Origin of the sequence: Nocardioides iriomotensis (genome assembly GCF_004168035.1) — a bacterium.
In the GTDB taxonomy this organism is placed as follows: Bacteria; Actinomycetota; Actinomycetes; order Propionibacteriales; family Nocardioidaceae; genus Nocardioides_B; species Nocardioides_B iriomotensis.
The window spans coordinates 1-12477 of sequence record NZ_SDPU01000028.1; the positions used below are offsets into that span (position 1 = coordinate 1).

General features: G+C 73.0%; 15 protein-coding genes. 5 read left to right on the top strand and 10 right to left on the bottom strand.

Going from position 1 to position 12477, the window contains the following annotated elements:
• Window positions 1-110: 110 nt before the first annotated feature.
• A complete protein-coding gene (gene dtd / locus ETU37_RS15125; protein ID WP_129988187.1) occupies window positions 111-539 on the top strand; it encodes a D-aminoacyl-tRNA deacylase in 429 nt (142 codons plus the stop codon).
• 12 nt (window positions 540-551) lie between these two features.
• Here the strand turns inward: dtd and ETU37_RS15130 are convergent, their stop codons facing one another.
• The 6 genes from ETU37_RS15130 to ETU37_RS15155 all read right to left on the bottom strand — a co-directional run bounded on the left by ETU37_RS15130 (window position 552) and on the right by ETU37_RS15155 (window position 5381).
• Window positions 552-1796 (bottom strand): NADase-type glycan-binding domain-containing protein, encoded by a 1245-nt coding sequence (locus ETU37_RS15130; protein ID WP_129988188.1) that lies wholly within the window; start codon window positions 1794-1796, stop codon window positions 552-554.
• Between the two features lie 130 nt (window positions 1797-1926).
• Complete coding sequence (locus ETU37_RS15135; RefSeq protein ID WP_129988189.1) at window positions 1927-2223, bottom strand: DUF1416 domain-containing protein; 297 nt, start codon at window positions 2221-2223, stop codon at window positions 1927-1929.
• A complete protein-coding gene (locus ETU37_RS15140; RefSeq protein WP_129988190.1) occupies window positions 2223-3071 on the bottom strand; it encodes a sulfurtransferase in 849 nt (282 codons plus the stop codon). Before ETU37_RS15140 ends, ETU37_RS15135 begins: the two co-directional genes overlap by 1 nt.
• A 62-nt stretch (window positions 3072-3133) precedes the next feature.
• Window positions 3134-3628 carry a DUF4395 domain-containing protein gene (locus ETU37_RS15145; RefSeq protein ID WP_129988191.1) on the bottom strand — a complete coding sequence of 165 codons (495 nt, stop codon included), beginning with the start codon at window positions 3626-3628 and terminating at the stop codon, window positions 3134-3136.
• A 293-nt stretch (window positions 3629-3921) separates the two neighbouring features.
• Window positions 3922-4884, bottom strand: a complete 963-nt coding sequence (gene ygfZ, locus ETU37_RS15150; protein WP_129988192.1) for a CAF17-like 4Fe-4S cluster assembly/insertion protein YgfZ — start codon at window positions 4882-4884, stop codon at window positions 3922-3924.
• The gene (locus ETU37_RS15155; protein WP_129988193.1) at window positions 4881-5381 is read right to left on the bottom strand and encodes a TlpA family protein disulfide reductase; all 501 of its coding nucleotides are present in this window, start codon (window positions 5379-5381) and stop codon (window positions 4881-4883) included. Before ETU37_RS15155 ends, ygfZ begins: the two co-directional genes overlap by 4 nt.
• Window positions 5382-5435: 54 nt before the next feature.
• Here ETU37_RS15155 and ETU37_RS15160 point away from each other — a divergent pair, with 54 nt between their 5' ends.
• On the top strand, window positions 5436-5687 hold the full coding sequence (locus ETU37_RS15160) for a hypothetical protein (RefSeq protein ID WP_129988194.1): 252 nt from the start codon (window positions 5436-5438) through the stop codon (window positions 5685-5687).
• A 54-nt stretch (window positions 5688-5741) separates the two neighbouring features.
• Here ETU37_RS15160 and ETU37_RS15165 read toward each other — a convergent pair whose 3' ends face one another.
• Window positions 5742-6002, bottom strand: coding sequence for a MoaD/ThiS family protein (locus ETU37_RS15165; RefSeq protein WP_240755758.1), 261 nt, complete (start codon window positions 6000-6002; stop codon window positions 5742-5744).
• A gap of 143 nt (window positions 6003-6145) precedes the next feature.
• Here ETU37_RS15165 and ETU37_RS15170 point away from each other — a divergent pair, with 143 nt between their 5' ends.
• A complete protein-coding gene (locus ETU37_RS15170; protein ID WP_129988196.1) occupies window positions 6146-6862 on the top strand; it encodes a winged helix-turn-helix transcriptional regulator in 717 nt (238 codons plus the stop codon).
• On the opposite strand, the gene ETU37_RS15175 is transcribed toward ETU37_RS15170, so the two are convergent.
• Window positions 6802-7143 (bottom strand): hypothetical protein, encoded by a 342-nt coding sequence (locus ETU37_RS15175; RefSeq protein WP_129988197.1) that lies wholly within the window; start codon window positions 7141-7143, stop codon window positions 6802-6804. The two genes, ETU37_RS15170 and ETU37_RS15175, sit on opposite strands and share 61 nt — an antisense overlap.
• 71 nt (window positions 7144-7214) lie before the next feature.
• Between ETU37_RS15175 and mshD the strand changes: the two genes are divergently transcribed.
• A complete protein-coding gene (mshD, locus tag ETU37_RS15180; protein WP_206053964.1) occupies window positions 7215-8099 on the top strand; it encodes a mycothiol synthase in 885 nt (294 codons plus the stop codon).
• Here the strand turns inward: mshD and ETU37_RS15185 are convergent.
• Window positions 8080-9129: an alpha/beta hydrolase gene (locus ETU37_RS15185; RefSeq protein WP_129988199.1), complete on the bottom strand. Its 1050-nt coding sequence runs from the start codon at window positions 9127-9129 to the stop codon at window positions 8080-8082. The genes mshD and ETU37_RS15185 overlap by 20 nt on opposite strands.
• A gap of 70 nt (window positions 9130-9199) precedes the next feature.
• Here ETU37_RS15185 and ETU37_RS15190 point away from each other — a divergent pair, with 70 nt between their 5' ends.
• Window positions 9200-11374 carry an RNA degradosome polyphosphate kinase gene (locus ETU37_RS15190; RefSeq protein ID WP_420819113.1) on the top strand — a complete coding sequence of 725 codons (2175 nt, stop codon included), beginning with the start codon at window positions 9200-9202 and terminating at the stop codon, window positions 11372-11374.
• Between the two features lie 3 nt (window positions 11375-11377).
• Here ETU37_RS15190 and ETU37_RS15195 read toward each other — a convergent pair whose 3' ends face one another.
• Window positions 11378-12436: a hypothetical protein gene (locus tag ETU37_RS15195; RefSeq protein ID WP_129988201.1), complete on the bottom strand. Its 1059-nt coding sequence runs from the start codon at window positions 12434-12436 to the stop codon at window positions 11378-11380.
• Window positions 12437-12477: the final 41 nt, after the last annotated feature.

Sequence of the window (12477 nt, forward strand, 5' to 3'; positions counted from 1 at the left end):
CGGGTGGGAGTGGGCCTTAGACAAGCCACATCCCATTCGGGGGTTCTCGTTCGTTCAAGCAGGCGCGCTGCTACCAACCTCGTGGCCGGGTACAACTAGCGTCGGGCAGCGTGCGAGCCGTCGTCCAGCGTGCCCTGAGCGCCTCCGTCACCGTCGCCGGCGAGGTCGTCGGCGCGATAGACGGCCCCGGGCTGGTGGTACTGCTCGGAGTGACGCACGAGGACGGTCCGGAGCAGGTGGCGTGGATGGCGCGGAAGATCTGGGGGCTTCGGATCCTGCGCGAGGAGCAGTCGGCGTCCGACCTGGGGGCGCCGGTGCTGGCGGTCTCCCAGTTCACGCTGTACGGCGACGCGCGGAAGGGGCGACGGCCGACCTGGAACGCGGCGGCGCCGGGCGAGGTGTCGCAGCCGCTCTACGAGGCGTTCTGCACCGAGCTCGAGCAGCTCGGGGCAGAGGTGGCGCGCGGGGCGTTCGGCGCGGACATGCAGGTGGCGCTGGTCAACGACGGTCCGGTGACGCTCGTGCTGGACAGCCCGTAGCCGTACCGCCGCTTAGCCTGCGACGCGGCCGATCTGGACCTCGCTGACCGCGATGGTGTTGCGGGGACCGCGGGCGGAGGCGAGCACCTCCATCGTCACCGAGTCGGCCTGGACGGGCTTGATCCGCATCGTCTGCAGCGTGCGGTTGGTGGGGGCGCCGTCGAGCTTCTGCACCACGGTGGTGCCGTCGGGGAACGTCCAGCGGACGCGGGTGATCCGGTTGTTCTCGGCGTACCGGTCGACGCCGCTGCGCGGGTCGGTCTTCGCGTAGCCGGGGACCAGGGCAAGCTCGCCGATCTCCTCGGGCTCGACGAAGGTGAGCGAGAGGGTCTGGCCGACGCCGGTGCCGTTGCACCGCCAGGCCGTGGTCAGGTCGCCGTCGTAGGCGCTGGTCGGCGGGTAGCCGATCTCGTTGCCGGCGGCGTCGACGCTGGAGGGCGCCTGGCACGAGGCGCTGGCGCCGCCGATCGGGGTGATCTCGACCGCGCCCTGGTAGGCGTCCGGCGCCTGGTTCGCGGAGCTGTCGGAGCCGCCGCTGCCGCCGCCCTGGCCGGCGGCGTCGTCGACGCCGTCCTCGACCAGGACGCCGTCGGGCTTGTCGGCGGAGACGTCGGTGTCGCCGAAGGAGCTGGAGACCACCCGGCCGATCAGGTACGCCCCCAGCACCAGCGCGAGCACGAGCCCGCCGAGCAGGGCGGGTGCGAACCAGCCGGGACGCGGCGGGCGGGGCTCCTCGGCGTGCGTCGGCGCATAGGGGACGTCGTCGTCGGACCGGGATCCGCGCCAGATCGGTCCGGTGTCGAAGCCGGGCTCCGGCTCGGGTTCGTAGCGGGCGACGGGGACCAGTTCGGGCTCGGGCTCCGGCTCGGGCTCCCACGCAGCCTCAGGCTCCGCGGGTACGGCGTCCAGCGGGACGACCTGGGTGGGCTCGACGTCGCCGTCGTCCCAGGCGTCGTCGGCGAAGAGCCAGCCGCGCACGGTGGCGTGGGGGTGCTCCGGCTCGGGCTCCGGCTCCGTCCCGGGCTCGCCCAGGAGCTCCGTGGCGAGGTCGACCTCCGGCTCGTCGTCCGGCTCCCACTCGTCCTCGGGCTCGGGATCCGGATCGGGATCGGCGAGCAGCCGGTGCGCGGGTTCGCGCTGCTCCGGCACGTGCCCGGAGGCCTCGAGGAAGGCGCGTTCGTACCCCCGGCGGTACGCCTCGGCGTACTCCGGTGGCAGGTCCGGCGGCAGTCCGCCGGGGACGTGGGGGTCGGACACAGCAGACCAGACTACGAAGGGGCGACGAAGGGGCCAAAACAGTGGTCTACCCGCAGACCGGGACAGCCAACCCCCGCGCGGACGCACGAGACCCCGGTCCGCGCGCGGCGGACCGGGGTCCCGGGGATGCTCAGATCGGGATGGCGACCTCGGCGACGACGCCCTTCTGGGCGACGACCTGCTTGTCGACGGTCTCCGCCTGCGGGGCCAGGGTGCGCAGCGTCCACTCCCCCGGCGCCGCGAAGAACCGGAAGTGGCCGGTCGCCGAGGTGGGCACCTCGGCGGTGAACTCGCCAGTGCGGTCGAGCAGCCGCACGTAGGCGTTGCCGACCGGCTCGTCACCGCGCAGGACCTGGCCCTGGATCACCGACTCCTTGGCCACGTCGATCCCGTCGAGGGACAGGCCGCCCTTGGTCGCGCCGCACATCAGGCCTCACCCGCCTCGTCACCGAGGGCGACCGGGACGCCCACGAGGGAGCCGTACTCGGTCCAGGAGCCGTCGTAGTTCTTCACCTTCTGCTGGCCGAGCAGCTCGCGCAGCACGAACCAGGTGTGGCTCGAGCGCTCGCCGATGCGGCAGTAGGCGATGGTGTCCTTGCCCCAGTCGACGCCGGCCTCGGTGTAGAGCTGCTTGAGCTCGTCGTCGGACTTGAACGTGCCGTCGTCGTTGGCCGCCTTGCTCCACGGCACGTTGGCCGCGGTCGGGATGTGGCCGGCGCGCTGGGCCTGCTCCTGCGGGAGGTGGGCCGGGGCGAGGAGGCGGCCGGCGTACTCGTCGGGGCTGCGGACGTCGACGAGGTTCTGCACGCCGATGGACTCCACGACCTCGTCGCGGAACGCGCGGATCGACTTGTCCTGCTCCTGGGCGGTGTACGTCGTGGCCTCGCGCTTGGGCAGCTCGTCGGTGAGCTCGCGGCTGTCGAGCTCCCACTTCTTGCGGCCGCCGTCGAGGAGCTTGACGTCCTGGTGGCCGTAGAGCTTGAAGTACCAGTAGGCGTACGCGGCGAACCAGTTGTTGTTGCCGCCGTACAGCACGACGGTGTTGTCGTTGCCGACCCCCTTGCCGGAGAGCAGGGCCTCGAACTGCTGCTTGTTGACGAAGTCGCGGCGGACCTGGTCCTGCAGCTCGGTGGTCCAGTCGAGCTTGATGGCGCCCTTGATGTGGCCCTTGTCGTAGGAGGTGGTGTCCTCGTCGACCTCCACCAGCACCACCTTGGGGTCGTCCAGGTGCTCCTGGACCCAGTCGGCGGTGACGAGTGCGGTATCGCGGCTCATGTCTTTCCTTCCTAGCGCCGACCCTCGTCGGCAGTTCTTCTTCTGGTCGTGAGATGTGGTGGTCAGTTGGCCCGGGCCGGCGCCAGCCGCCGACCCAGCAGATAGAGCTCGCAGCCCAGGCAGAAGCCGAAGACCGCGTTGAGGAACGCCGCCGCGAGCGCGAACCCGGTGGCGACCGAGCCGAGGAGCGTGGCGCCCGTGACGTAGCCGACGAGCGCCACGAGCGCGAAGCCGAGACCGACGCCCTGGGCGAATCGCGGCGGGGCCGGGTCCTCGAGCTCGGCCGGGGGCGCGAGGCGCGGACGGACGAGCGTGCGGAACACCCAGGAGTACGGCGTGCGCTGGATGCCGAGCCCGGCGCCGATCGCGAACACGACCGCCTGCGCGGCGACGAGCACGACCGTCAGCGTGGACGGGGCCGCCACCAGGGCGACCGCGAGCACGAGCAGGGTCACGCTCGCGACGAAGCGCGGCCCGCGCGGGTCGATGCCGCCGGAGCGTGACGCATCGCGCGCCGAGCCGGTTGTGCCGGGCGTGCTCGAGGTGCTCACGGTCATGGTCGATCTCCTGCGCCAGTCGGGAGGGCAGGCCCGGGCGGCGGGCCTGCAGGGGGCACGGGCACGGCAACCCCACGACTCATTCTCTAGTGAGTCGCTAGAAAAAGAAAGGTTGCGACGTTCCCGTCAGCGCATTCGACACAGCGCCGAGCGCACGCGGCAGTGGTCGACTGCGCGCCGCTTGGTCAGCATGGTCGTGGACATGACGACAACAGTAGGGCGACCCCGGACCAGCCCACCAACGCTCGTCTCACATCATGGATAGGGGGTCCACTTTGTGGACGTCGGGAGACTCAGCGCAGCTGCGGCCGCACGTGCAGCCCGACCTCGGGGTCGACGACGACCTCCTGCCCCGCGGGCAGCCCGTCGGCGTCGAGGACGGCGTCGACCGGGACGTTGCGCTTGACCATCGCCAGCGCGATCGGGCCCAGCTCGTGGTGCCGGGCGGAGGTGCCGACGAAGCCGACCTGCTTGCCGTCGAGCAGCAGCGGCGCGCCGCGCGCGGGCAGCCGGTTGGCGGAACCGTCGAGGTGCAGCAGGGTCAGCCGGCGGGGCGGGCGGCCCAGCGTGTGCACGCGGGCGACGGTCTCCTGCCCGCGGTAGCAGCCCTTGTCGAGATGCACGGCGGGACCGACCCAGCCGGCCTCGTTGGGGATGGTGCGGTGGTCGGTGTCGAGGCCCAGCCGCGGCTCGCCCCGCGCGATCCGCAGCGCCTCGAACGCCCAGAGCCCGCAGGCCGGTCCCGCGGCCTCGGCGAAGGCGGTGAGCTCGTCGCGGGGGACCAGCACGTAGCCGGAGTACGGCGCGCCGTCGACCCGGGCCTGCGGCCGCCAGACGACCGCGAGCTCGTCGGTCACGTCGGTCACCTCGACGCGCATCATGAAGCGCATCCGGTCCAGCCACTCCACCAGCGCGGGTGCCTCGCCCGGCTCGACGTGCGCGGTGAAGGCCTCGCCGTCGTCGGCGCCGTACAGCGCGTGCTCGACGTGGCCCTGCGGGCTGAGCACCAGCGTGCCGGTCACCTGACCGGGCGCCAGGGCCTCGACGTGCTGCGAGGTCAGCGAGTGCAGCCAGGTCAGCCGGTCGGGGCCGCTGACCCGGACCACGCCACGGTGGGACAGGTCGACGAAGCCCTCGCCCGACTCGAGCGTGCGCTGCTCGACGTTGAACGAGCCGTAGTGCGCGGCGACCGGCGCGTCGGGGCCGTCGCCGGCGACGGCGCCGGGCAGGTCGAGGAGCGGGCTGCGGTAGGTCATCTCGTCTCCATGGTGCCAGGAGGGTCGACCACGCGGGCCAGCGTGGCGAGGACGGCGTCCTTGGTGGGGGCGCCCGCGGCGCGGGACACCTCGCGCCCGCCGTGGTCGAGGATCAGCGTGGTGGGCGTGCGCAGCACGCCGAGCCGCCGGACCAGCTCGAGGTGGTGCTCGGCGTCGATCTCGACGTGCTCGACGCCGGGGACGAGCTGCGCGACGTCGGCGAGCACGCGGCGGGTGGCGCGACACGGCGCGCAGAACGCCGACGAGAACTGCAGCAGGGTGGCCCGCTCGCCGAGCTGGTGCTGCAGGTCGGAGCCGTCGAGCACGCTCGGCTCGCCGGGATCGGACCCGGCGGGCGCGGTGGTCTCGACAGGCGCCGCCGGCCGAGGGCGGATCTGGTGCGTGCCGCGGAAGCGCCCGTCGCGGGCGGCCCGGAGCAGGCCGAACCCGGTCGCGAGCACGAGCACCACGACCAGGACCCACACGCCTTGGCTCATGACGGCGACAACACCGGGCGCGGGCGGGACATTCCGGACCGTAGGCTTCGCCGCATGCTCGCCGACGTCGCCCCGCTCGTCGTGCTGACCGCGCTGGTGGTCGCCGCCGGGACCGCGGACCGCACCGGCCGTGCCGGGGCCGTGGCGCTGGCGCTGCTGTCGGTGGCGTGGCTGCTGGTGAACGGCCCGGTCGAGGGGCTGGTGCTGCTGCGGTTCACCCCGGACCACGGGCTGACCGGGGCGGACCTCGCCGGGCTGGCGGGCCTCGCGCTCGCGGCGTGGCGGTGGCGCTCGACGGGCCTGTAGGTCACCGGGGTCCCCGCGGCGGTGCGAGCGGAGCGAGCAGCGTCGTGGGGTGGATCATCCGCCGGCGAACGGCGGCAGCAGCTCGACGGTGTCTCCGGCGCGGACCTCGACCTCGGTCGGGTCGTGCGCCCCGACCGGGCGGTCCCCCACCAGGACCGAGCACACCCCGACGACGTCGGCCAGCCGCGGCCGGTCGGCGTGCCGGTCGCGGACCTGCTTCAGCAGCACGTCGAGCGTCGTACCGGGGCCGACGTCGAACCGGTCGGACTCCACCCCGGCGGCGGCGCGCGCGGCCGCCCAGTAGCGCACCGTCACCTGCCCGCCCCCGGGGACCGAGGCGGGTGAGGTTCCGGACAGTTCCGGCTGCGGCCCACCCATGTCCGATATCCTGCCGTATCACTGCTCAACGGCGAGCGGGTGCCAGTCCTCTGCCCGGGGCGACACCACTGGGAGGTGCCATGAGCGCACTGCTGCTGTTGACCAGCACGACGCAGCCCTCGGCCGACGTGCTGCCCGCCCTCGCCCTGCTGCCGCACCAGGTCCGCATCCTGCCCGCCGAGGGCAGCGCCCTGCTCGAGGCGCCCGACGTCGACGTCGTCCTCGTCGACGGCCGCAAGGAGCTCGCCCACGCCCGCGACCTGTGCCGGCTGATCCGGACCACCGGCTCCGACTCCCCCGTGCTGCTCATCGTCACCGAGGGCGGCCTGTCCGTGGTGAGCGCCGACTGGGGCATGGACGACGTGCTGCTGCACACCGCCGGCCCCGCCGAGGTCGAGGCCCGGCTCCGACTCGCGGTCGGCCGGCTGGCCGCGCAGCGCGACACCGACGACCCCGAGGCGCACATCATCCGCTCCGGCGAGGTCACCGTCGACGACGCGACCTACACCGCGAAGCTGGGTGGCCGGCCGCTGGACCTGACGTTCAAGGAGTTCGAGCTCCTCAAGTACCTCGCGCAGCACCCCGGCCGGGTCTTCACCCGCGAGCAGCTGCTGCAGGAGGTGTGGGGCTACGACTACTTCGGCGGCACCCGCACCGTCGACGTGCACGTGCGCCGGCTGCGCGCGAAGCTCGGCCCCGACAACGAGACGCTGATCGGCACCGTCCGCAACGTCGGCTACAGGTTCGTGCTGCCGCCCAAGGAGGGCTCGGTCGACAGGGAGACCACGGACGCCTGAGCCGCCTGAGCCGGCTGAGGCGCCTCAGCCGGCTGAGCGGCCTCCGGTGCCTGGCGCTGCTCGGGTACGGCGAGCGCCGGCGGCGCCTCCGGCGAGACCGCAGCGACCGGCGCAACGGGGGCGACCGGGATCGCCAGGATCGGCTCGGGGTCGGGCGTCCGCCCCGTCCGCCGTACCGCCGCCGGCAGGGTGTCCTCCAGCCACGCCATCCACAGCAGGAACCCCAGGCACAGCCACGGGAAGACCAGGACCCCCACGAACATGGTCAGCAGGTCGAGCATCGGTGGCTCCTAGAGTTCGTGCCATGACGGAGGCAGTACGACGAGTCGAGCCTGACGAGTTCCGTTGGTCCATGCCCTCGCCCGTCGCGGGTGAGGTGCACGCGATCGTCGAGGCGGCGGAGCGGGCCGACGGGGCCGCACCGCTCGACGAGGCGGTGCTGCTGCGGCTGCGCAACCACGGCATCGCCGGCGGCGCACTGCTCGTTTCCGACGACCCGCCGGTCGGCTTCGCCTGGGTGCACGACGGCGATCTCGCCGTGGTGGTGCACCCCGACGCCCGGCGGGAGGGCCGCGGGCGCGACCTGGTGGAGATGGCGCTCGAGTCGGCCGACGTGGCCACGGCCTGGTCGCACGGCAACCACCCCGGCGCGGCCCGGCTGGCCGAGGCGTTCGGGTTCACGCGCGAGCGCGACCTGTGGGTGATGCGCCGCTCGCCGCGCGACCTTCCGGAGCTGCCCGCAGCGCCGGACGGCGTCGCCGTGCGGGCGTTCGAGCCGGGCCGGGACGAGGACGCGTTCCTCGCGCTGAACGCGGAGGCGTTCGCGCACCACCCCGAGCAGGGCCGGATGACGCGGGTGGACCTCGACGAGCGGATGGCCGAGGCGTGGTTCGACCCGGAGGGGTTCTTCGTCGCGGAGTCCACGCAGCTCGACCCCGGGCGCCTCGTGGGCTTCCACTGGACCAAGGTGCACGACGGCCCGCCGCCGACCGGGGAGGTCTACGTCGTCGGTGTGTCGCCGACGGTGCAGGGGTCGGGCCTGGGCCGGCTGCTGACCCTCGCCGGGCTGCACCACCTGGCGGGGCGCGGGCTCGGCGAGGTGTTGCTGTACGTCGAGTCGGACAACGCGCCGGCCATCGCGGTGTACTCACGGCTGGGGTTCACCCACGCCGACGCCGACACCCACGTGCAGTACCGGCGCGGACCGGCGGCGACCGTCAGCCCAGCGCCTGCCTGACCAGCGCGGCGATCTCGGCGACCGCGGCGCGCTGGCTGCGGCCGGCCCCGACCACGCAGAAGAAGCCGTGCACGAACCCGCCGTAGCGGCGCAGCGTCACCTCGACCCCGGCGTCGGCGAGCATCCGGGCGTACTCCTCGCCCTCGTCGCGCAGCGGGTCGAACCCGGCGGTGACCACGACGGCCGGGGCGAGCCCGTCGGGGACCTTCTCGGTGAACGCGACCGACACCTCCGGGTCGCGGCGGTCGCCGTCGGCGACGTAGGTGCGGTCGGCGAGGTCGATGAACCGCTCGGTCAGGTAGTAGCCGTCGGCGAACAGGGCCCGGCTCTCCGAGGGGTCGGCCGCGTTGGTGATCGGGTAGACCAGCAGCTGCGCCGCGCAGGGCACCCCGGCCTCGGCGGCCCGTCGGGCGACCACCGCGGCCAGGCAGCCGCCGGCGGAGTCACCGGCCACGCCGATCCGCTGCGGGTCGGCGCCGAACCGGTCGGCGTGCTCGGCCGCCCACTGGTACGACGCCCACGCGTCGTCGACCGCGGCCGGGTAGACGTGCTCGGGTGCGAGCCGGTAGTCGACGGCGAGGACCCGGACCCCGGCCCGCTCGGCGAGCAGCCGGCAGGTGGCGTCGTGCGAGTCCAGCCCGCCGTACATGAAGCCACCGCCGTGGAAGAACACCAGCAGCGGCGTCGTCGCGGGCGCCGCCGGGACGTCGCGCGGGACGTACAGCCGCGCCGGCACCGGGCCGTCACCGCCCGGGACGTCGAGGTCACGGACCTCGCCGATCGGCTGCCGACCACCGCTGATCCGGGTCTGCCGGTCGATCAGCGCCCGCGCCTCGGGGAACGGCAGCGCCTCGGCCTCGGGCTCGCGGAGCAGCGCGCGGATCCGCAGCAGCCACTGCGTCTCGACGTCGAGGGTCTGCCCGTCGACGACGACGGGGCGGCCGGCGAGGAGGCGCATGACGGGCCGCGGCAGCGCCATCAGTCCGCGGAAGGCCGCGGCCTCGGCCCGAGCCAGGAGGGCGTGTGACATAGCGGGCAAACTAGTGGACAGTCGCCGTGATCGTTACCCCTCGTTCACCTGGTGGTGCCACGATGACGAGGTGACCCTGGACAGCCCGAGCCGGCCCCTGAGCGTGGTCCCCGAGGAGACCTTCGACGTCGAGCCGCCGTACGACGCCGTGGTCGGCGACCTGCCGGCCGACCGGTTCCTCGACCGGGAGGTGTCCTGGCTGCACTTCAACCAGCGGGTGCTCGAGCTGGCCGAGGACCCCAACGTGCCACTGCTGGAGCGGGTGCGGTTCCTGGCGATCTTCGCCTCGAACCTCGACGAGTTCTTCATGGTCCGGGTGGCCGGCCTGAAGCGACGGATCGCCGCCGGCGTCGCCGTACCGTCCGCGGCCGGGCTGATGCCACGCGACGTGCTCGAGCACATCTGGGCGACGACCAGCGATCTGATGCAGCGGCACGCGGCGCTGTTCCGCGACCAGATCGTGCCGGCGCTGGCCAAGCAGGACATCGAGCTGCTGCGCTGGTCGGAGCTGACCCCCGAGGAGCAGAAGACCTGCAAGAAGATGTTCAAGGACCGGGTGTTCCCGGTGCTGACGCCGCTGGCGGTCGACCCGGCGCACCCGTTCCCCTACATCAGCGGCCTGTCGCTGAACATCGCGGTGCTGGTGCGCAACCCCAAGACCGGCAAGGAGCACTTCGCGCGGGTGAAGGTGCCGCCGATCTTCGACCGGTTCGTGCCGGTGAGCGAGCAGCGGTTCGTGCCCTTGGAAGACGTGATCGGCGAGCACCTCAAGCGGCTCTTCCCCGGCATGGAGATCCTCGGCGTGCACTCGTTCCGGGTGACCCGCAACGAGGACCTCGAGGTCGAGGAGGACGACGCCGAGAACCTCCTGGCCGCGCTGGAGAAGGAGCTGCTGCGGCGCCGGTTCGGCCCGCCGGTGCGGCTCGAGGTCGAGGAGACGATGGACGACCACGTCCTCGAGCTGCTGGTCTCGGAGCTCGGCGTCTCCGACGCCGAGGTGATGCGGCTGCCCGGCCCGCTGGACCTGCGCGGCCTGCACGACATCGCCGACATCGACCGGGCGGAGCTGAAGTTCGCGGCGTTCGTGCCCAAGACGCACCCGCAGCTGGCCGAGGTCGAGTCGGCGTCGCCGGTCGACGTGTTCACCGCGCTGCAGCGCAACGACGTGCTGCTGCACCACCCCTACGACTCGTTCGCCACCTCGGTGCAGCGGTTCATCGAGCAGGCCGCGGCCGACCCGCGGGTGCTGGCGATCAAGCAGACGCTGTACCGCACCTCCGGCGACTCGCCGATCATCGACGCCCTGGTCGACGCCGCCGAGGCCGGCAAGCAGGTGCTGGTGCTGGTCGAGATCAAGGCGAGGTTCGACGAGCAGGCCAACATCACGTGGGCGCGCAAGCTGGAGCACGCCGGCTGCCACGTGGTCTACGGCCTCGTCGGCCTCAAGACGCACTGCAAGCTCGCGCTGGTGGTGCGTGACGAGTCCGACGGGATCCGGCGCTACGCGCACATCGGCACCGGCAACTACAACCCGAAGACGGCCCGGCTCTACGAGGACTACGGCCTGCTCACCTGCGACGAGGTCATCGCCGAGGACGTCGCGCACCTGTTCAACAACCTCTCCGGCTTCTCGCGCAACGCGTCCTACGACCGGCTCTTGGTCGCGCCCGACTCGGTGCGCAGCGGGATCGTCGCCCGGATCGACCGCGAGGTCGAGCACCACGAGGCCGGCCGGCCGGCGCGGATCCGGGTCAAGGCCAACTCGATCGTCGACGAGGCTGTGATCGACGCGCTGTACCGCGCCTCGACGGCCGGGGTGCCGGTCGACCTGCTCACCCGCGGCATCTGCGCGCTGCGGCCGGGCGTCCCGGAGTACTCCCCGACGATCCGGGTGCGGTCGGTGCTCGGCCGGTTCCTCGAGCACAGCCGGGTGTTCTGGTTCGAGAACGGCGGCGAGCCGAGCGCGTGGATCGGCTCGGCCGACCTGATGCACCGCAACCTCGACCGTCGGGTCGAGGCGCTCGTCGAGCTGCCCACCGCGGCCGCGGCCGAGGAGGTCGGGCACATGCTCGACGTGGCCTTCGACGAGCGCACGGCGTCGTGGTGGCTCGGGCCCGACGGCCAGTGGGTGCGGCACCACCTCGACGACGAGGGGATCCCGCTGCGGGACCTGCAGGAGACGCTGCGCGGGCTGCGGCGACGCCGGCGCGCGACGGTCGCCAAGGCGACGCCCGCGGCACCCTGACCCTCAGCAGGTCGCGAACAGCACCGGCCCGGACGTCAGGTCGCTGAACACGAACTCCGCGTCCGTGGGGGCGAGGTCGAGCACGACGGTGTCGCCGTCGGCCTCGCCGGCCTCGACGGTGAAGCGGTCGGTGAACGAGCCGCCCTGCCCCGGCGCCTCCCCGGCGGCCAGGTCGACCCGCGGCTGCAGGTTGTCCGAGGCCTGGTCGTCGGTCTCGAACTCCAGACCCACCTTGATGCTGCGGTCGGTCTGCTGCGCGACCACTACGCCAGTGACCGGGCTGACCCCGCCGGCCTCGCTGACCAGCCGGTCGGCGACGCGCTGGTCCTCCTGGTCGGCGGAGGTCATCGACAGCGCCTGGCAGGCGAAGTCGGAGGCCCACAGCACGGCGGTGACCGGCTCGCCGGCGACCCGGGCCAGGTCGGGCTCGTCGAGGTCGGAGGCGTTGCCGCGCGCTACCTCGACGGCCTTCGACACCGCGTCGGTGCGGTCCGAGAGCACCAGCAGGTGGTCGTCGGCGAGCACGGCGGCGTTCTGGAAGACCGGGGTGAGCCCGGGGTCGATGGACGCCACCAGGTCGGCCCCGCCGGTCCAGGTGCCACCGGAGCCGATCCCACCGGCGGGTTCGGTGTAGCCGAGCGAGCGCAGCTTCTGCTCGACGCCGCCGAGGTCGACGTCGTCGGCCATCTTGAGCACGGCGACCTGCCCGGACTCGTCCTGCCCGAACGCCTCCCACTCCGCGTCGAGCGGCGAGACGCCGTACCGCTCGCGCATGGCGTTGGTGCTGTCGGCCAGCGCGGAGGTGGTGACGAGATCCTGGTCGAACGCCCGCGACAGGAACGCGTTCACGTCGTCCTCGGACGAGCCCGCGTCGAGGCCGTCACCGTCGGCGGCGTCGCGGACCTCTGCCCAGTCGGTGTACGTCGCCCGCAGCGTCGAGGCCGGCAGCGTGCCGAGCGCTTCCTCGTAGCGGGTCTCGGGCGCGAACACCCGCCAGGCGAAGAACCCGGCGAGCAACAGCACCACGAGGGTGCCCGCGACGGCGACGACGCGTCTGCTCACCTGACGTCCGCCTTCCTGTCGCCTCGGAGCCCGCACAGCGT

Bases quoted from the DNA above. Each gene is read 5' to 3' on its own strand.
- ETU37_RS15135 (WP_129988189.1), bottom strand. From the start codon at position 2,223: ATGTGCGGCGCGACCAAGGGCGGCCTGTCCCTCGACGGGATCGACGTG.
- ETU37_RS15140 (WP_129988190.1), bottom strand. From the start codon at position 3,071: ATGAGCCGCGATACCGCACTCGTCACCGCCGACTGGGTCCAGGAGCAC.
- ETU37_RS15145 (WP_129988191.1), bottom strand. From the start codon at position 3,628: ATGACCGTGAGCACCTCGAGCACGCCCGGCACAACCGGCTCGGCGCGC.
- ygfZ (WP_129988192.1), bottom strand. From the start codon at position 4,884: ATGACCTACCGCAGCCCGCTCCTCGACCTGCCCGGCGCCGTCGCCGGC.
- ETU37_RS15155 (WP_129988193.1), bottom strand. From the start codon at position 5,381: ATGAGCCAAGGCGTGTGGGTCCTGGTCGTGGTGCTCGTGCTCGCGACC.
- ETU37_RS15160 (WP_129988194.1), top strand. From the start codon at position 5,436: ATGCTCGCCGACGTCGCCCCGCTCGTCGTGCTGACCGCGCTGGTGGTC.
- ETU37_RS15170 (WP_129988196.1), top strand. From the start codon at position 6,146: ATGAGCGCACTGCTGCTGTTGACCAGCACGACGCAGCCCTCGGCCGAC.
- ETU37_RS15175 (WP_129988197.1), bottom strand. From the start codon at position 7,143: ATGCTCGACCTGCTGACCATGTTCGTGGGGGTCCTGGTCTTCCCGTGG.
- mshD (WP_206053964.1), top strand. From the start codon at position 7,215: ATGCCCTCGCCCGTCGCGGGTGAGGTGCACGCGATCGTCGAGGCGGCG.
- ETU37_RS15185 (WP_129988199.1), bottom strand. From the start codon at position 9,129: ATGTCACACGCCCTCCTGGCTCGGGCCGAGGCCGCGGCCTTCCGCGGA.